At 65.3% G+C, this 17,389-nt stretch carries 14 protein-coding genes; 6 read left to right on the top strand and 8 right to left on the bottom strand.

Annotation, left to right across the window (positions count from 1 at the left end):
- Position 1: 1 nt before the first annotated feature.
- Positions 2-1,522: a carotenoid oxygenase family protein gene (locus ACW17W_RS11275; protein ID WP_492076968.1), complete on the bottom strand. Its 1,521-nt coding sequence runs from the start codon at positions 1,520-1,522 to the stop codon at positions 2-4.
- A gap of 134 nt (positions 1,523-1,656) precedes the next feature.
- On the opposite strand from ACW17W_RS11275, the gene ACW17W_RS11280 reads away from it, so the two are divergent.
- Positions 1,657-2,844 (top strand): acyl-CoA dehydrogenase family protein, encoded by a 1,188-nt coding sequence (locus tag ACW17W_RS11280; RefSeq protein ID WP_492076969.1) that lies wholly within the window; start codon positions 1,657-1,659, stop codon positions 2,842-2,844.
- Positions 2,845-2,976: 132 nt separating this feature from the next.
- Here ACW17W_RS11280 and ACW17W_RS11285 read toward each other — a convergent pair whose 3' ends face one another.
- Positions 2,977-5,301, bottom strand: coding sequence for a TonB-dependent receptor (locus ACW17W_RS11285; protein ID WP_492076970.1), 2,325 nt, complete (start codon positions 5,299-5,301; stop codon positions 2,977-2,979).
- A gap of 371 nt (positions 5,302-5,672) precedes the next feature.
- On the opposite strand from ACW17W_RS11285, the gene ACW17W_RS11290 reads away from it, so the two are divergent.
- From ACW17W_RS11290 to ACW17W_RS11300, 3 genes are read left to right on the top strand one after another with little or no spacing between them, the layout of a single operon-like run.
- Complete coding sequence (locus ACW17W_RS11290; protein WP_492076971.1) at positions 5,673-7,028, top strand: spinster family MFS transporter; 1,356 nt, start codon at positions 5,673-5,675, stop codon at positions 7,026-7,028.
- Positions 7,025-8,668 carry an AMP-binding protein gene (locus ACW17W_RS11295; RefSeq protein ID WP_492076972.1) on the top strand — a complete coding sequence of 548 codons (1,644 nt, stop codon included), beginning with the start codon at positions 7,025-7,027 and terminating at the stop codon, positions 8,666-8,668. Before ACW17W_RS11290 ends, ACW17W_RS11295 begins: the two co-directional genes overlap by 4 nt.
- 31 nt (positions 8,669-8,699) lie before the next feature.
- Positions 8,700-9,638 (top strand): winged helix-turn-helix transcriptional regulator, encoded by a 939-nt coding sequence (locus tag ACW17W_RS11300; protein ID WP_492076973.1) that lies wholly within the window; start codon positions 8,700-8,702, stop codon positions 9,636-9,638.
- Here ACW17W_RS11300 and ACW17W_RS11305 read toward each other — a convergent pair whose 3' ends face one another.
- The 5 genes from ACW17W_RS11305 to ACW17W_RS11325 all read right to left on the bottom strand — a co-directional run bounded on the left by ACW17W_RS11305 (position 9,639) and on the right by ACW17W_RS11325 (position 14,410).
- Positions 9,639-11,126 (bottom strand): AMP-binding protein, encoded by a 1,488-nt coding sequence (locus ACW17W_RS11305; RefSeq protein WP_492076974.1) that lies wholly within the window; start codon positions 11,124-11,126, stop codon positions 9,639-9,641.
- A gap of 19 nt (positions 11,127-11,145) precedes the next feature.
- The gene (locus ACW17W_RS11310; protein WP_492076975.1) at positions 11,146-11,955 is read right to left on the bottom strand and encodes a DUF1295 domain-containing protein; all 810 of its coding nucleotides are present in this window, start codon (positions 11,953-11,955) and stop codon (positions 11,146-11,148) included.
- Between the two features lie 42 nt (positions 11,956-11,997).
- Complete coding sequence (locus ACW17W_RS11315; protein ID WP_492076976.1) at positions 11,998-12,756, bottom strand: SDR family oxidoreductase; 759 nt, start codon at positions 12,754-12,756, stop codon at positions 11,998-12,000.
- Positions 12,757-12,766: 10 nt separating this feature from the next.
- Positions 12,767-13,315, bottom strand: a complete 549-nt coding sequence (locus ACW17W_RS11320) for a nuclear transport factor 2 family protein (protein WP_492076978.1) — start codon at positions 13,313-13,315, stop codon at positions 12,767-12,769.
- 72 nt (positions 13,316-13,387) lie between these two features.
- Positions 13,388-14,410: an NAD(P)H-dependent amine dehydrogenase family protein gene (locus tag ACW17W_RS11325; RefSeq protein ID WP_492076979.1), complete on the bottom strand. Its 1,023-nt coding sequence runs from the start codon at positions 14,408-14,410 to the stop codon at positions 13,388-13,390.
- A 147-nt stretch (positions 14,411-14,557) separates the two neighbouring features.
- On the opposite strand from ACW17W_RS11325, the gene ACW17W_RS11330 reads away from it, so the two are divergent.
- Both ACW17W_RS11330 and ACW17W_RS11335 read left to right on the top strand, forming a co-directional pair.
- Positions 14,558-15,532, top strand: a complete 975-nt coding sequence (locus ACW17W_RS11330; protein WP_492076980.1) for an SDR family NAD(P)-dependent oxidoreductase — start codon at positions 14,558-14,560, stop codon at positions 15,530-15,532.
- Between the two features lie 53 nt (positions 15,533-15,585).
- Complete coding sequence (locus tag ACW17W_RS11335) at positions 15,586-16,005, top strand: MerR family transcriptional regulator (protein ID WP_492076981.1); 420 nt, start codon at positions 15,586-15,588, stop codon at positions 16,003-16,005.
- A 14-nt stretch (positions 16,006-16,019) separates the two neighbouring features.
- Here the strand turns inward: ACW17W_RS11335 and ACW17W_RS11340 are convergent, their stop codons facing one another.
- The gene (locus ACW17W_RS11340) at positions 16,020-17,198 is read right to left on the bottom strand and encodes an ROK family transcriptional regulator (protein ID WP_492076982.1); all 1,179 of its coding nucleotides are present in this window, start codon (positions 17,196-17,198) and stop codon (positions 16,020-16,022) included.
- Positions 17,199-17,389 lie beyond the last annotated feature (191 nt).

The raw sequence follows: 17,389 nt of genomic DNA on the forward strand, positions 1-17,389 counted from the left end.
CTCAGGCGGCGTTGGCGGCTTGCGACGCGCGGATGGTCGATCCCTGCGACCAGGTCGCGTGGGTGCCGCTGGAGATGCGGCCCGGCAGGATGATGCGGGCGACGGGGCCGTCCGCGAGCTTGCGCGCATCATAGACGACGCACTCCGACCGGTCCTCAATCATGTCGGTGATGAAGGTGATCAGATAGCCGTCGTCCTCCTCCGTCGCCCCGACACGCGGCGCGAACCCAGGTTCGGATCCATAGCGTTCCGGCCCGAAGTCGATGGCCCAGCTCTCCTGCCTGTCCATGTCGTGCTTGACCAGGCCGGTGAACAGGAACCAGCCGGGCTTCGACACCGCGCTGTAGGCGTATTTGTATTTCACGCCGGCGAACTGGTTGTTGATGATGCCGAACTCCAGCACCCGGTCGTCCAGCCGCTGCTCGGTCGTCTCACCGGTCTTCAGATTGAAGCGCCAGCGGTGCAACTTGGGCTGCAGCATGTTCTGGTCGAGGAAGGTCATGATCCGCTCATAGGCGGGCAGTGCGTCCGGGCTGGTTTCAGGCACCGGATTGTCCTGGAAGTAGCCGTCCATCACGACCTCGTCGCCGTCTTCCCAGGCGTTGAGGAAATGCAGCACATAGGTGGCGTCACCCTCGAACCAGCGGACCTCGTCGGCCGTGCCGTAGCGCGGGATCAGGCCGAAGCGCGACTTCATCTCCGGATGGAAGCGGGCGACGTGATAGCCCTTGGGCAGCAGATGCTCCTCCCAGTACAGGGGGAAGTCATTGAGGATCGACCAGTGGGTCGTGAAGGCCATGTCGTGCGGCAGGCGCGCGCCCGGCAGGGGCACGGGCGTCAGATGCTTCAGTTTATTGTCCGGTCCGACGACGCCATAGTGCATATAGGGCGCGGTCTTGGAGTAGTTGAAGAACAACAACTCGCCGGTCTTTTCATCCACCTTGGGGTGGGCCGAAATGCCTTCGGGCGGGCACCAGTCGACGCTGGGCAGCTGCTCCATCGTATAGGGATCGAGGCGGTAGCCCTCGCCGCACTGGTAGAAGGTCGAGAGAATGGCGCCGGCGTGGATGATGACGTCGGTCGAAGAGGAATCCTTCAGCCCGCCATGGGCGCCCCAGCCGGGCTGTTCCGACAGGGACGGATGCTCGGCCAGGCCGGCCCACAGGGCGCGCCCGGCCTCCTGTTCGGCGAGGAAGCCCCTGGTGCGGACAAAGCGGTTGCGATAGGCGGCCTTGCCGTCCCGGAAGCTGATCGAATGGATCATCCCGTCGCCGTCAAACGGGTGATAGCGACCCAGCGGCTGATGCACCGGATTCTCGGTATTGCGCACATAGACGCCGTCGATGTCGGTCGGGATCCGGCCGATCACGACCATGTCCTCGGCCGTGTGCTCCTGGTGCTGCGGCGTCCAGGCCCCGTTCATATAGGGGTGGTCGTTCGCCTGAAGCGTGACCTTGATTGGCGCCTCGGCGACGCCTGCCGCGAAGGCGGCGCGGTTGGCGCCTGTACGTTCGAAACCCATGATCAGAACTCCCTGAGCCCATCCGCCCGAAATAGTGGGTTGCGTTAGAATACCATTATTGCCGCTGTTGGCGAGAGGTTTTAGTATCATTTCGCAAGCCACGCCGAAACCGGTGGGGAAAAAGGGAAACGCTCATGGCCGACAAGACGCCCACCGTGCTGGATTTCGACGCCCTGAGACCGCCCAGCCCCTTCATGACGCCGGGCCACGACGCCTGGCGGACCAAACTCCGCGCCTTCATCGACACGAACGTCGCCCCCCATCTGGACGCCTGGGACGCCGCCTCTGATTTCCCCGACGAACTCTATGTGCAGGCGGCTCAGGACGGGATCCTCGGCATGGGTTTCCGCGAGGATCTGGGCGGCACCGGCGAGGACATCGGCCTGTACGACCGCATCCTGTTCGCCGAAGAGTTCTTCCGCCTGGGTTCCGGCGTCGTCTTCGCCGATCTTGCCACGCCCTGGATCGCCCTGCCCCCGATCATCAGCGGCGGCGCGCCGGAGATGCTGGACCGGGTTGCGCGTCCGGTGCTGGCTGGCCACAAGAAGATCGCCTTCGCTGTCACCGAGCCGGGCGGCGGTTCCGACGTGTCGGGCTTCACCACCACGGCCGAGCGGCGTGATGACGTCTTTGTCGTCAACGGCGGCAAGACCCTGATTTCCGGCGCCATGAAGGCCGACTATCTGCTGACCGCCGTGCGCACCGGCGGCCCCGGCATGGGCGGGTTGTCGATGCTGCTGATCGAGACCAACCGGGCCGGCGTCACCCGCGGCCCCCTGCCCGGCCTGCAATGGTACAACAGGAACAACGGCTGGCTGAATTTCGACCATGTCGAGGTTCCGGTCTCCAACCTGATCGGCGAGGAGAACCGCGGCTTCGCCGGCCTCGCCAACCAGTTCAACATCGAACGGTTTTCGGGCATCGCCGCCACCCTTGCCATGACCCGCACCTGTGTGGCCGAGGCCATAGCCTTCGCCCGCGAGCGCCAGACCTTCGGCAAGCGTCTGGTCGACCATCAGGTCATGCGCCACAAGATCGTCGACATGGTCCAGCGGCTGAAGGTCGCCTATGCCTTCCTCGACATCCTGGTCTGGCGGTTCGAGCGCGGCGACAACGTCATCGCCGACCTCGCCATGCTGAAAATTCAGGCGACCACGACCCTGGAGCATTGCGCGCGCGAAAGCCTCCAGGTGCTGGGCGGTCGCGCCTACACCGGCGGCAACCGGGTCGAGCGCATCTATCGCGAGGCCCGGATCTTCGTCATCGGCGGCGGATCAGAGGAGATCCTTCGCGATCTCGCAGGGCGACAACTGGGCCTCTGACGCCCCCCCCGGGCCACGACGTTCAGGGCCGCTCTCCGGAGCGGCCCTTTCCATTTGTGGTCGCGCGAGAAGAAAAAGCCCCGCCGCTTTCGCGACGGGGCAAGGCGGATCCAGGAACGGATCGGGGTGGTGTCAGAAATTCTTGCGCAGGGTGATCCCGTATGTGCGCGGGTCGCCCAGGAAGGCCGAATAGGAACCGGACTGGAAGGTCGCCGGGATGATCCGCCTATAGTAGTCCTGGTCGAAGATGTTGCGGCCCCACAGATCGACCTGCCAGTCGCCGTTCGACGCGCGCAGCGAGAAGCGGGCATTGGCGGTGGTGAACGAGTCCTGCACCCGATTGGGATCGAAACCGCCGGTGAAGAAGTCCGACGAATAACGGGCGTCGAAATAGGCCACGCCGGTCAAGGCATTGCCGATCGGGAACTCATAGGTCACCGACGAGACATTCACCCAGTCGGGCGATTGTTCCATTTCCCGGCCAGCATAGGTGAGGTTGCCCGGGTCGTCGGTGTAGTAGGCATCCGTGTAGCTAAGTCCATTGGTCAGGGTCAGGCCTTCGAACGGCAACCAGGTGATCTCGAGTTCGGCCCCCTTTGAAACGACCTCGGCGAGGGAACGGACAACGAAGCTGGCCCCCGTGAACTCGATAAGCTGGAAGCCTTCGAACGTCTGGTGGAAGGCCGCGAAGTTCGTCCTCAGGGACCGGTCGAAGAACTCCCCCTTGATCCCGACCTCATAGGCATCGACCGTTTCCTCGACAAAGGCGAGGTCGCGGGCATTCGGGGTTGCGGGTGTGGTGAATCCACCCCGGTCAAAGTTGTAGCCACCCGACTTGTAGCCCCTCGAATAGGACAGATAGGTGTTGAGGGCAGAGTTGATCTTGTAGGCGACGTTGACCGTGCCGGTCGTTGCGGTCTCGGATCGCGAGTCGGAATCGCCCGCAGGATTGAGCCGCGTATCCCAGAACGGCAGACAGAACAGCGCCCGGCCGAGGGCGTCATTCGTGCGCACCGCGCTATCACAGGCGGGATTGAAGTTCTCGCCGCGGTAATCGATCTCCTTGTCGTTCTGCGTGTATCGCAGACCCGCCGTGATGCTCAGGGCGTCGGTGACGTTGAAGATATTGTGGGTGAAGAAGGACAGGTCCTGGCCGGTCTGTTTGCCGATGCCTCTCGCTCCGTCACCTGGCGTGAAGGCGGCCAGGGTCGTCGGCTGGAACGCGGCGGCTCCGCCAAAGATCAAGGGGAAGTCAGCGCCCATACGGAAGGCGGAGTCGTTCACCACCGTCTCGTCCGCGTAATAGGCCCCTAACAGCCAGTCGAGCCGACCGGCGGCGCCCTGGAGACGAAACTCCTGGGTGAAGACGTCAAACTCCTGATGCAGCCCATTCGGATCAAAGAAGCCGAGGTCCGCACCGGAATGGTCGAAATCCTGAGAGCGATCGGCCGCCCAGCTGCGATAGGCGGTGATGGACGTCAGCTGTGCAAAGCCGAGATCAAAGTCGCCCTGGGCCGACAGGCCGTAGTCGTCGATGTCTTCCTGGTTGCGTCGATTGCTGTTCTTGGACGCCTTCCGATCGAACGGATCGGTCGACGGATATCCCACCTGGCCTCGCGCCGCTGCCAGACTGTTCACCCGTGCAAAGGTCGATCCGGCAATGGCCAGGAGGGCCACGCAGCAATTCTCCTCGCGCTTGGTAAAGTCGGCGCTGAACAGCCAGCTGATGGTCTCGGTCGGCCGGTAGAGCAGCTTGCCGCGCAGGAAGGTTCGGTCAAGATTGTCGAGCGTCTCGGAGCTGTTGGCGTCAGAATAGAATCCATCCCGCGTCTCCCGACTGGCTTCCAGACGGATGGCCGCGTTGTCAGCCAGGGGGTAGTTGAATGATCCGGACAGACGAAAATTGTTGAAGTTGCCATAGCCGCCTTCCAGGCGACCCGAAGGGGCGCTGGGGTCCGGTCGCCTGGTCACGACATTGATGAGGCCCGAAGAGGTGTTGCGCCCAAACAGCGTCCCCTGTGGCCCGCGCAGAACCTCGATCCGCTCCAGATCACCCAGTTCCGACAGGGCGACACCGGTACGGGCGCGCGCCACGCCGTCGATCACGACACCGACCGAGGATTCCAGGCCGGGATTGGTCGACGTCGTGCCGACGCCGCGAATCCGGATGGAGGAATCGGCCCCGCCTCCCGGGGTCTGGAACTGGACGCTTGGGGCCAGGCCCGTCAGTTCGCGAATGTCGGTGACGCCGGAGTTCTCCAACTGCTGGCCGCCGATCGCCGTGACGGCGACAGGCACATCGATCAGTCGCTCCTCACGCTTGGTCGCGGTGACGATGATGTCCTCGACCTGGGTTGCGCCTGTGTCGCGGGGCTCCTGCTGCGCCAGAGCCGGAGAGGCCGCCAGAACGCCGGCGAGGAACAGGGCGGATACGCTTACGGAACCGTGGATGGTCATGATTCAGTCCTCCCATGAGCCCTCGTTTGCCGAGGTGCTTCAGCCTCAACATGTCACTGGCATATTGAGACTGTCAAATAGCTTTTGTAATCAGACCAACTTGTATGCTTCAGTGGTGGCGGACAGGGCACGGTCGCATGCCCAGCCTTCCGGACGGCGGGCGACATGATCACTGATCATATGTGGAGACCCGGAAAACCGGGCGAAACAAGGGAGATGAGCACTATGCGAGTCCGAATTCTCGACGCAGGCTATGCTTCTGAATTTGCTACTGCGGTGGCTGGCGCGCCCGCGCGCAATTTCGCGCACAGACGTCATTCAGTCGCATACAAAGTCGCTTTCACGTTCAGATCGAATTCGGGGACGCAGCGATGACCTCCCCGACAGACGCCGCCTCGTCTGCGGTGGCAACACCCCGGGTCTGGCCGTCGTCCGGCTGGGCCTGGTTCGCGGTCGCAGCCCTGATGGTCGCCTACACCTCCAGCTTCATCGACCGCCAGATCCTCAGTCTGCTGGTCCAGCCGATCCGCGCTGACCTCGGGATCACCGACACGCAGTTCAGCCTGTTGGCCGGACTGGCCTTCTCCCTCTTCTACACCCTGATGGGCATCCCGCTTGCGAAGCTGGCCGACCGGGGCAGCCGGCGAATGATCATCTTCTTCGGCATCGTGGTCTGGAGCGTCATGACCGTGGCCTGTGGCCTCGCCAACAGCTTCTGGGCCCTGTTTGCCGCGCGGATCGGCGTCGGCGTCGGCGAGGCGGCCCTTTCGCCCGCCGCCTATTCAATGATCTCGGACTATTTCGAGCCAGGCCGCCGGGCGCGCGCCCTCGCGGTCTATTCGATGGGCCCCTATCTGGGCGCCGGCCTGGCCCTGATGATCGGGGGCGGCGTGATCGACTTCATCTCGCGGTCAGGTCGTCTCGACCTTCCTGTCATCGGGCATCTGGAGCCCTGGCAGCAGACTTTTGCCCTGGTCGGAACCCCCGGACTGCTGATTGCCCTGCTGTTCCTGATCGTGCGCGAACCGCCGCGTCACGGTGTGGCGAAAGCTGCGGCCGAAGCCGGTGTGCTGAAGTACATGTGGAGCCGAAAGGCGACATTCTACACCATGATCATGGCCTTCTCGATCTTCGGCATGGCTGGCATTTCCTACCTCGCCTGGATTCCGGCGACCTTCATCCGGCAATACGGCTGGGAGCCTTCGCAGGTCGGAGTGGCCTACGGCGCCATCCTGCTGTTCGGAGCCACGCCTGGTGTGCTGGTCGGCGGCTGGCTGACCGACATACTGGCGGCGCGAGGTCGCAGGGACGCCCCGCTCCGTGCCGCTGTCATCGCCCTGGCCATCGCCCTGCCCTTTGCCATCGCCACCCCGCTGATGCCGGGCGCAACACCGGCGCTTTGCAGCCTCGCAGTGTTCAGCTTCTTTGCGGGGGTGATGAACAGCCTTCCCGCCACAGCGCTGCAGGCCGTGTCGCCCAACCAGCTCAGGGCGCAGGTTACAGCCATCTATTTTTTGATCGGCAACCTGATTTCTCTCGGACTCGGCCCCACGGTGGTGGCGGCGCTCAGTGACCGCGTGCTGGGAGGGGCAGATCATATCGGTCAGGCCCTCGGCATCGTCAGCGGCCTGACCATCGCTGTGGCCATCGCCCTGTTGATCCGCACGATCCCCGCCTATCGCGCCAGCGTGGACGAGGCCGCCTCCTGGCAAGGAAGCCCGAAATGACTGCTGTATCCCGGACGCAGACAATCCCCTGGTTTGATCCCGCGCCGCCGACCGCCGACCAATGCGTCAACGCCCGGCTGATCGACCGTTTTGCCGCCGAGACGCCCGACAAGGTCTTTATCCGTTTCGAGACTGGCGAGACCTGGACCTGGGCCGAGACGCGCATCAAGGCGCTCGAGACCGCCGCCGCCCTTCAGGCGCGGGGGGTGAGGAAGGGCGATATCGTCGCCGCCTGGGCGCCAAACGGACCGGCCCTCCTGCGTGCATGGTTCGGCGCCAACTACGCCGGCGCGGCCCTGGCGCCGTTGAACACCAGCTTCCGCGGCAAGCTGCTGGAACACGCCATCCGCACCAGCACGGCCAGACTGTTCATCGTCCACCCCGAGCTTCTGGCCCGTCTGGAGGGGCTGTCGCTGGGGCAGGTCGAACGGGTGATCCTGACCGGTCCAGCTGATCCTGCCGGCCCCCTGCCCGCCGTTCCGTGGGAGGGGGCTGAGGCCCTTGCCGCCGAGGCCGCCGCCTACGTCCGTATCGACAGCGATCCCTGGGATTGCCCGGTCATCATTTTCACCTCCGGCACGACGGGCCCGTCCAAGGCGGTTGTCACCTCCTATGTCCAGGAATGGACGACGGCTGCCGTCACCTATGGCTATATGAACAGCGATGACCGGATGCTGGTCAATCTGCCGATGTTTCACGTCGGCGGCATCGCCGCCATCACGGCGGCCGTGCAGTGCGGGGGATCCGTGGCCCTCTTTGACGCCTTTGACACGCGTCGCTTCTGGGCGCTGGTCCGGGAAACAGGTTCAACGGTGTGCAGCGGGCTGATCGGCGCCCTGACGACGTTCCTCATCAAGGAGCCGCCGCAACCCGACGATGCTGATAACCCGCTGCGAATGGTGACGCTGGCGCCGATCACAGAGGAGACCATCGCCCTCTCGCACCGGTTCGGGTTCGACTATCTGTCTGGGTTCAACATGACCGAAGCGTCCGGCCCTTTGATCTGCGACGTGAACGACCCCACACTCAGGAGCTGTGGCCGGGTCCGCGAGGGCATGACGGCGCGGATCGTCGACGCCCACGACAATGAGCTCCCGGACGGCGAGACCGGCGAACTGATACTCAGGTCCGATCATCCCTGGGTTCTGACGCCCGGCTATCTGGGCAATGCCGAGGCCACGGCCGAGGCTTGGCGGAATGGCTGGTTTCACACCGGCGACCTGATGCGTCGCGACCAGGCTGGCCGCTTCTATTTCATTGACCGCAAGAAAGACGCCATCCGCAGGCGCGGCGAAAACATGTCCTCTGTCGAGATCGAGATGGAGGTCATGGCCCATCCCGACGTGCGCGAAGCCGCCGCCTATGGCGTCGACCTCCCCGGCGGCGAACAGGAGGTCATGGTCTGTGTCGCACCTGTGGCGGGCCGCGTGCTTGACCCCCGGGCGCTGGTGGAATGGCTGATCCCCCGGATGACGCATTTCATGGTGCCGCGGTTCGTCCGGATCGAACCGGAACTGCCGAAAACGCCGACCAACAAGATCCAGAAGGTCGAATTGCGCAGCCAGGGCGTGACCGCAGATACCTTCGACCGGGAGGCGGCCGGCCTGGTCGTCAAACGCCACAAGCTCTCCACCGCTTGAATAGTCGGCGCCACCGCCGGTAAGACACACCATGGCTTCCCGCGGCGCGCCGAAAACTCGTCTGGTTCCCAAGAGCTCTCTCAACCGCGCCCTCAATGCGCTCGGCGATCGCTGGAGCCTGCTGGTCCTTCAGGAGGCTTTCCTGGGCGCCACGCGCTTCGAGGAATTCCACGAAAGGCTGGGGGGCGCCCGCAGCACCCTCTCCAGCCGGTTGCAGGCGCTGGAACGACACCAGATTCTGAAAAAAAAGCCGCACCGCGAGGACGGCGCGCGCATGGCCTATCATCTGACGCCGCGCGGCGCGGACCTGTTCGACAGTATTCTGGCCATGTGGTCGTGGGGGGTTCGCTGGGGCGTATCCGGTCGGCGCGCCCCGACGGTCTTCATCCACACGGACTGCGGCAAGCCCATGCTGCCCGAGACGGTCTGCGAGAGCTGCGGCGAGCCCCTCAGCCTGCACAGCTGCACCTTCACGCCCGGACCGGGCAAGGGCTGGGAACGTCTGCCGGTCCAGCGCATGCACCGGCGCCGCGCCACGGACGACAGCCCCGCCGTCGAACTGGTCGACCTGCTTGGCGACCGCTGGACCGGCCTCGTCGTCTCGACGCAGTACTTCGGCGTACACCGTTTTGACGAAATGCAGAGCATGCTGGGTATCGCCTCCAACATCCTGACCGACCGGCTACGAACATTGGAATTGTCAGGCATCTTCGAACGTCGCCTCTATGAGATAACGCCCCCTCGCTACGAGTATCGCATGACCAAGAAGGGGCGCGACCTCTACCCGCACGCCCTTCTGACCCTGAGATGGGCCGAACGTTGGCTGCGGGACCGGGCCGGCCCGGAGGTTCTCATCACCCACGCCTGCGGCGCGCCGGTTGACGCACGGATGTCCTGCAGCGCCTGCAAGGGGCGACTTACGATGACCAATGTCCTGATCAGGGCGGGCAAGGGCCATACGATCAGCTAGCTAGAGCCGCGCCGCCCTCAGGGCCCCGCGCCTGACCTTGCCGGCGTCGTCACGCAGACGCTCTGTCGTGACCTCCAGGGATCTCGGCTGTTTGTAGCGGGCGATCCGTTCGGCCAGGAAGGCCATCAGGCCCGCCTCGTCCAGTTGTCCATCCGCCGTCTCGACAATGGCGTGAACCCGCTGGCCCAGATCGTCGTGCGGCAGGCCGACGACCACGCTGCACTGCACGCCCGGCCAGGCGTCGATAGCCGCCTCGACCTCGGCCGGATAGACGTTGGCGCCGCCCGAGACGATCATATCCACGCGCCTGTCGGCCAGGAACAGATAGCCGTCCTCGTCGACATAGCCCATGTCGCCCAGGGTCTCGAACTCGCCCTGGGCCTTCGCCTCGGCGCCGAGATAGCGATAGGTGGTGCCCTGCCCTCGCAGCGGGCGGAAGAAGATCTCACCCACCTGTCCCGGCGTCACAGACTGGCCCGCCTCGTCCAGGATGAGCATTTCATAGCCCGGCAACACCTTGCCGACCGATCCGCGCTTGGTCAGCCATTCCACCCCGCGGATGCCTGTGCCGCCAAGCGCCTCGGTGCCGGTATAGACCTCCCAGATGGTCTCCGGGCCAAGCCACTCGATCCATTTTTCCTTCAGCCAGGGCGGGCAGGCGGCGGCGATATGCATGACCGCGTCGACCGAGCCGAGGTCGTATTTCGCCTTCACCTCGTCCGGCAGGGCCCAGATCCGGTGCATCATGGTCGGGACCTGGAACAGCCAGCTGACCTGATGCCGGTCGATCAGGCCCAGCGTCTCCTCGGCGTCGAAGCGGGGCATCAGGACAACATGCAGCCCCCATCCCATGGCCAGACAGGTCATGCCGAAGGGTGCGGCGTGATAGAGGGGTCCAGGGTTCAGGATGGTGTCGCCCGGCTCCATGCCCAGCAGGGCCACATCCGGATCCATGATCGCCGGCGCCATATCCACGATCACCTTGGGCCGACCGGTGCTGCCGCCGCTGGCGATGGCTTTCAGATGGGTCGAGGCGATTTCCGGCAGGGGCGTGTCGTCCGCCCCGGGATCGTAGGTCTGCTCCGCGCTCAGACTGGGCCAGCGCCCGGCGCGCGCCGGGTCGCCGATGATCAGGAGGCGCGGCTTCAGCAAATCCAGGATCCCGTCCAGCTCTGCGGCAGGCAGCTTGTGCGACAGGGGCGCCGGGGTCGCGCCCAACTGCCAGACCGCATAGGCCAGTTCCAGGAAGGCGGCGCTGTTGGGCAGGGCAATGGCAACGAAGTCGCCCTCCTCCACCCCGGCCCTGGCCAGGGTTCGCGCCCGGCGGTTGACGCGCGAGGCCAGCTCGGCCCGCGTCAGGGTCACCCCCTGAAACGTCAGCGCCGGCTGGTCCGGATCGCGGGCCGCATGGATGTTCAGAAGTTGGCCGACCGCCCGGGGGTTGGGCATGGCCACCCCGGGGGTCGAAAGAACACGGGGGCGTCGCACCCTTGACGAGCTCATGCGATCAGGCCTTCTTCGGCGGCCAGGGGATCATGGCGCTGGTCCGCGCCATATAGTCGGCATAGCCGGGACGGGTGTGTTTGAGCCGCTTCTCGTACGAGACGCCCCCGCTGTATTTGACGAACATCACCACCAGCAGGAGGGGGCCGACGATCGAGACGGCGCCCAGCCACCCTGTCTCGGCCGCGATCAGCCACAGGCCGAACCAGACGCAGAGGTCGCCGAAATAGTTGGGGTGCTGGGTATAGCGCCACAGACCCCGGTCCATCACCTGGCCCTGGTTGGCGGGGTTCTTCTTGAACCGCACCATCTGCCAGTCGGCGGTGCTTTCGAACAGTATCCCGAACACGACCAGGGCTGCGCCCATCCAGCCCAGCGTACCGACATCGACCGGCGTCGCGGACATCTGGCCCAGCTGGACCGGCAGGCTGACCACGAACAGGATCGGCGACTGGAGCTGGAACACCATGACCCAGGCGGCCCGGGGATAGCTCATGCCCTTTTCCTGGGCCCGATCCAGCATCTTCACATAGCGACGGTCCGGGCCGTGGTCGCGCCAGCGCCAGAGCATGTATGAGCCCAGCCGCAGCCCCCACAGACAAACCAGCCCGAGGATCAGCTGCATCCGCTGCGGCGAGCCGTCGGCCTGGAAGAACGTCGCCACGCCCATGGACGCCAGGCCGAGCGCCCACCAGGCGTCGACAAAGGTGACGTCCCGGATCGCCACCCCCAGCGCCCACAACAGGACGAAGGAGCCTACGCAGAGGCCGAAATTGATCGCCAGTATCTGGGCGATATCGAGAATGGGCGGCATGGTCTGTGGTCTCCCCCTGAAGATTTCTGGTTGCGCCGGCGTCTAGCGGCCGGTTGACGGGTTCTTGACGTGAAGCATCCGCGCCATGGCCCGCTCCATGGCCTTCGGGTCGCGGGCCAGGGCGGCGCGGCTCTCGACGGCGAAAAGGTCCGTGTCGATCTCGTCCGTCCCGCGGGTGATGCCCTTCATCGCCGCCCGGGCGATGTCTTCCGGCTTCTCCTTGGCCCCTGCGACGTGCGAGGCCATCCGCGTGTCGACCGAGCCGACGATCAACGAGGTCACAGTGGTTCCCTGTTCCGCGAGCTCCGCGCGGATGCAGGTTCCGGCCGCCCGCATGGCGAATTTCGACGGGCTGTAGCCCCCCATGTTCGGCACGGCGACGATGCCCCCGACCGACAGGACGTTCAGAATGGCGCCGCCGCCATTGGCCTTGAGCGCCGGGGCGAAGGCCCGGGCCATCTGGAGCGGACCGAAATAGTTGACCTCCATCTCGTCGCGGGCGGCGGAGATGTCGTCGGCGCCGATCAGCAGTCTGTTGTGGAAGGCGCCGGCATTGTTCACCACCACCGAGACATCGGGACAGGCGGCGGCCGCCGCCATGATCTGGTCCGGTTGCGACACATCCAGCTTCACCGCCATCGCCTTGCCGGGGAACTCCGCCTCCAGGTGGGCGGCGGAGGCCGGGTCGCGCGCCCCGACATAGACCTTGGCCGCGCCCTGTTCGATCAGGACGCGCACGAAGCCCTCACCGATGCCGCGATTGCCGCCGGTAACGATGGCGACGCACCCCTTGATATCCATTCCAGTCTCCTCAGGCCGCAGTCGCGCGGGCGGTGTAGATGATGTCGTCTGGCCTCTTCCGGCCCCGTCGCAGGATCGACGGATCCGTCGTAATCGCGCCGCGCGCCCAGGTTTCGTTGATCTCGCGCTCCTCGGTCCATTCCCAGCACAGGGTGCGCCTCAGGATCCGCCACTCGTCGCCGCGCTTCTCCCACTGGTCGACGCAGCGTGCGAGGGTTCGAACGTCGAACGTCCTTTCGTCCACGGTGGGCCGGGTCGCCGTCAGGATGTAGCACTCGGACGTCGCCCGGGCGGGTCCGGCCATCTCGATCAGCAGGTTGTGGACCAGATGATTCATCAGGATCGGATGGGCCAGCCGCGCCTTGACCAGGGCGACCCACTCGGACGCAGGCCCGTCAAACGTGCCGCCGTGATCCTCCCAGCCGTCAGGCCAGTAGGCCCGCTCGACCAGATCGGCATCCGCACGATCGCAACCCCGCAGGAACCCGAGGAGGACGTCCTCAATGGCCTTCCTGTCGAGCAAGGCCTGCAGCTCCGGATCCCGGGCGGCGGTCGTCATACGTCTCCTCCGGTCTTTTTAGTCTTTAAGTGAAAGTGACATGGCTTGCATTAGCAGGCAAGTTCGATGTCGTCACAGGCGGAAGAGTCCAGGGGGCGCGGCCACGACGCGCGGAATGGCTTCGCGCACCATGGCGGCGACTGCGAACTGCTCGGGCCGGGTGCGGACGCCCGGCGGCGCCGTGTCCACCAGATCCATTGCGATCCTGAGCCCGGGCAGACCCTCGATCTCGATTTCCCAGTGCGGCCTCCCGGCGAACAGGGGGTCGGTCGGGTCCATGATCCAGTTGACCTCGTGGGTAATCCGGCGCGCCCCATCCCTCACCCCGTGCACACGCCATGTCGTGGCCGCGACGGCGCCGGGCGCTATGCGTCCGGCCGCGACCGAAAGCGCCATGCGCGCCGGGTGCAATTCGTGTTCGGATTCAAAGCCATCCAGCGTCAGTCCGACACGCGCCGCCAGCCCGGCCACGCTCTGGCTGAACATGGCGCTGAAGGTCCGGGCCAACCCGCCGGTCGTCAGGTCGGCCGCTGCAAGATCGCCGCCAAAGCCCAGCGCCCCGAACACATAGTCAGGGCTCGGCACGGTCGAGCAGTCGATGATTTCCCGCGTCGCTATACTGCGATGCTCAAGGCACAGACTGACAGCATTGGCGGTCATGCGCTCAGCCGCCCAGCCCGGATTCACCCCTGTGCCGGCCAGGGTCGCCCCGCCGCGTATCGCGCTACGTTCGAGCGCCGCAGCATAGGAAACCCCCAGGGCGCCCGGCTCGAAATAGTTGTTGATGGAGATGACGTTCTTGCCTGACTCGAGCAACCGGAGGACGTCCGGATCGTGCGCGTCATAAGGCGAGGACAGCATGGGGCAGTGCAGTACGACATCGGCATCCAGCGCGAGGATGTCCTCGATGTTGCGGGTCGCGATCACGCCCGTGGCCGGACGTCGGGCAATCTCGCCCGCGTCCTTTCCCGCCTTGGCCTCGCCATAGACGAACAGCCCCGTCAACCGGAACCGCTCGTCATCCAGAACGGCGCGCAGGCAGGACCTGCCCATGGATCCCGTCGCCCATTGAATGACCCGGACAGGGTTATGCATCGCCGCCTCACATCACTTTGACGCGTGAAATGTCAAGCATTCAGTCCAACAAAGCAAGCGGGTTGCCAAGGCGGGAAATGCGTTTAGTGTCTTTACGCAAGCGACGACGACATGTCCGTCGCCGCCAGTTCCCGGGGGAGATGAGCTGTGGCCGAACCGTCCGCATTCCAGGCTCTGCTGAAGTCAGTCAACTTCTATGGCCGCTTCACGCCGTCGTTTACGCGTATTGGCTACGTGGCCCGGGGACTGCCGTTCCGACCTGTCCGCGCCGACTACTCTGGACAGGTCTGGATGGTGACCGGCGCGACCGGAGGCCTGGGCCGTGCCACCGTTATGCGGGCGGCGGCCAAGGGGGCGCACGTGCTGGCTGTCGGGCGCAATGTCGCATTGCTGGAAGGCCTGAAAGCCGAGACCGCCCGGATGTCCGGTTCCGTCGAACCGGTGGTTTGCGACCTGTCGTCAATGCAGGCGGTGGCGGCCCTGCCCTCACGCCCGGAACTGGCCGGTGTCGCCCTGGACGTGCTGGTGAACAACGTCGGCCTGCTGATGCGGCGGTTCTGCCGGACATCCGAGGGTTTCGAGTTGTCCTATGCGACCAATCTGCTCGGCCACTACGTCCTGACCGAAGCCCTTCCAGAGCGGGCCATGCTGAAGCCGCGGTGCGCCCTGATCAATGTGGTCTCCGGCGGGCTTTACAACATGCCTCTGAATACGCGGGCGCTGGATATGCCGGAAGAGCATTTCAACGGGTTCGCCGCCTATGCAAGTCACAAGCGCGCCCAGATCGCCCTGGCTGACCATTGGCGCACAGCTCTGGGCGGTCTGGAGGTGAGGACCTATGCTGTGCATCCCGGCTGGGCCGACACCGATGGCGTCAGGACCGCCTTGCCGAAGTTCCGCCGGGTACTGGCCCCCCTGCTTCGTAACGCCCGCGAGGGCGCCGACACGATAGACTGGCTGGCTGCGCACCGCCCGTCCGAGACCCCCGACCGGATCTGGTTCGATCGGAAGGCGCGTTCGGCGCATGCCTATCCCCACACCCGCAATCCTCGCACGACACCGGACGACGTTATCGCTCGCCTGGACCGGGATCGGTCCCGCTCGATGTCGAGCCCTTCCTGATCGCGGCCAAGCCCGCGCCCGCCTCCGACACGGACAAATCACGACCTGCGTGCATGCGAAACAGTTCCCTCCTGACCATCAGACGGCTCTCCCAACAGACAGGGGCCACGCTGCGGGCCCTCAGACACTATGAGTCCATGGGCCTGTTGAACCCGATCAGGGCGAGCAGGGGCGAGCGGCTCTATACAGAGGAAGAGTGCAGCCGGGCCGGCCAGATCGCAAAACTACGGCGACTTGACCTGTCCCTGCCCGATATTCGCAGAATCGTCGAGCTGGACAGCCCGGAAACGCAGGTGGACGAGCTTCGCAAGGCGCTGGAAGGCAGACTGGCCGAGCTGGAGCAACAGACGCCCATGGTCCGGCAGGCGCTCGTCGAACTCGAGGCCATCCCTCGGTCGGTCGCGCCGGGCGCCTGCAGCCGGACGGCATCGGCGCCCGCCGCGCCGCTGAGGCCGCGCCGCGTGGCCTTCTGACCGCGCCCTGACGTCTATCGACCGGGCGCCGCGCCCCCCCGGGCCAGGGCGGGGGGCGCAAAGAAGGCCGTCTGCAAGGGCATCAGGGCCGCGCCGAACGCGGTCACGTCGCCGGGCGCCTCGGCGGGGACGATCCTTGCGACCGGCCGGGGAACCATGCGACGCTTCTGATCATACAGCTCGACGACCTGGACGACCCGCTCGGCCAGGGGCCGTGGGATCAGCCCGCCCAGGACCACGGCGTCCAGGTCCAGGATGGCGGTGGCGTTCGAGGCGATGATCGAGAACGAATCCCGGACCCGCGCCAGCCAGTCGTCAATCGACGGCCAGGAGTCGTCATAGTGGGCGACCATCTCGCTGACCGTCTCGAACGCGACGCCGTGTTTCGCCGTCAGCTGACGCAACAGCTCCAGCGTCGGGAACGGATAGATGTTGGTCGGCAGACCGCCCGCGAACTCGCCGGCATTGCCGTGGCGACCCCGCCAGACCTGGCCGTTCAGCACCATGCCCCCGCCCACCCCGGTGGCGATATAGAGATAGGCGAAACTGGGCGCCCAGCGGCCGACGCCCAGCAGGCTCTCGCCCAGGGCGGCGACATTGCCGTCATTGTCCGCCTCGGTCGGCAGGCCCAGCCGTTCGGCGAACAGGGTCTCCAGATCGCGGTCGGCCCATTCGTTCAGCGCAAAGGGCGTGTTGAAACCCGGCCGGACGCCGATGAAGGACCCGGAGATGCCGACGCCCAGGCCGACGAGATCGCCCAGGTCAGGCCCTGCCAACCCGGCCAGCCCGGTCCGCGTCCAGTCCATAACCCTGTCGATCGTCATGGATGGCAGCCGTTCGGAGAACTCGCCCAGAACCTTGCCGGCGAAGTCGCAGACGCACAGACTGACCGCATCCGCCATGATCGACAGTCCGGCCGAGCGGGCGTGGCCGGGGTTGAGGGCCGCTGCGCTGCTGGGGTAGCCCCGTCGGCCGGCGGCGGCCTTGTCGCCGACCACCAGAACGCCCGCCTGCTGCAGGCCCGCGATCAGCCGGGACACCGATTGCTGGGTCAGGCCGGTGCTTTCAGCGAGAGCCCCCTGGGTCTGCGGGCCCAGCCGAAACAACAGGCCCAGAAGCTCGCGCTCACTCTGGGTGAGTGAGATGGCGGCGCCGGAGCCGGCCACGCCGTCCTTTTTGGGGGAAATTCGCAAGTCCTCGCCGCTCCAGATCGCCGCTTCGCGTCATTCGTTACGTGTGACTTGTGAAATAGACCACCTTCGTCGTCAAAGATACATATTATGTGTTCATATGACACGTCATGGGGCCTCGCTGGTAATATTATTCACGCATTGTGCGTGAAACTGCGGGGCATATGGGGTCCGATGAAACAGTTCAGGTGTAC

The sequence above is a fragment of the Brevundimonas sp. FV1ye29L genome, from assembly GCF_058681095.1.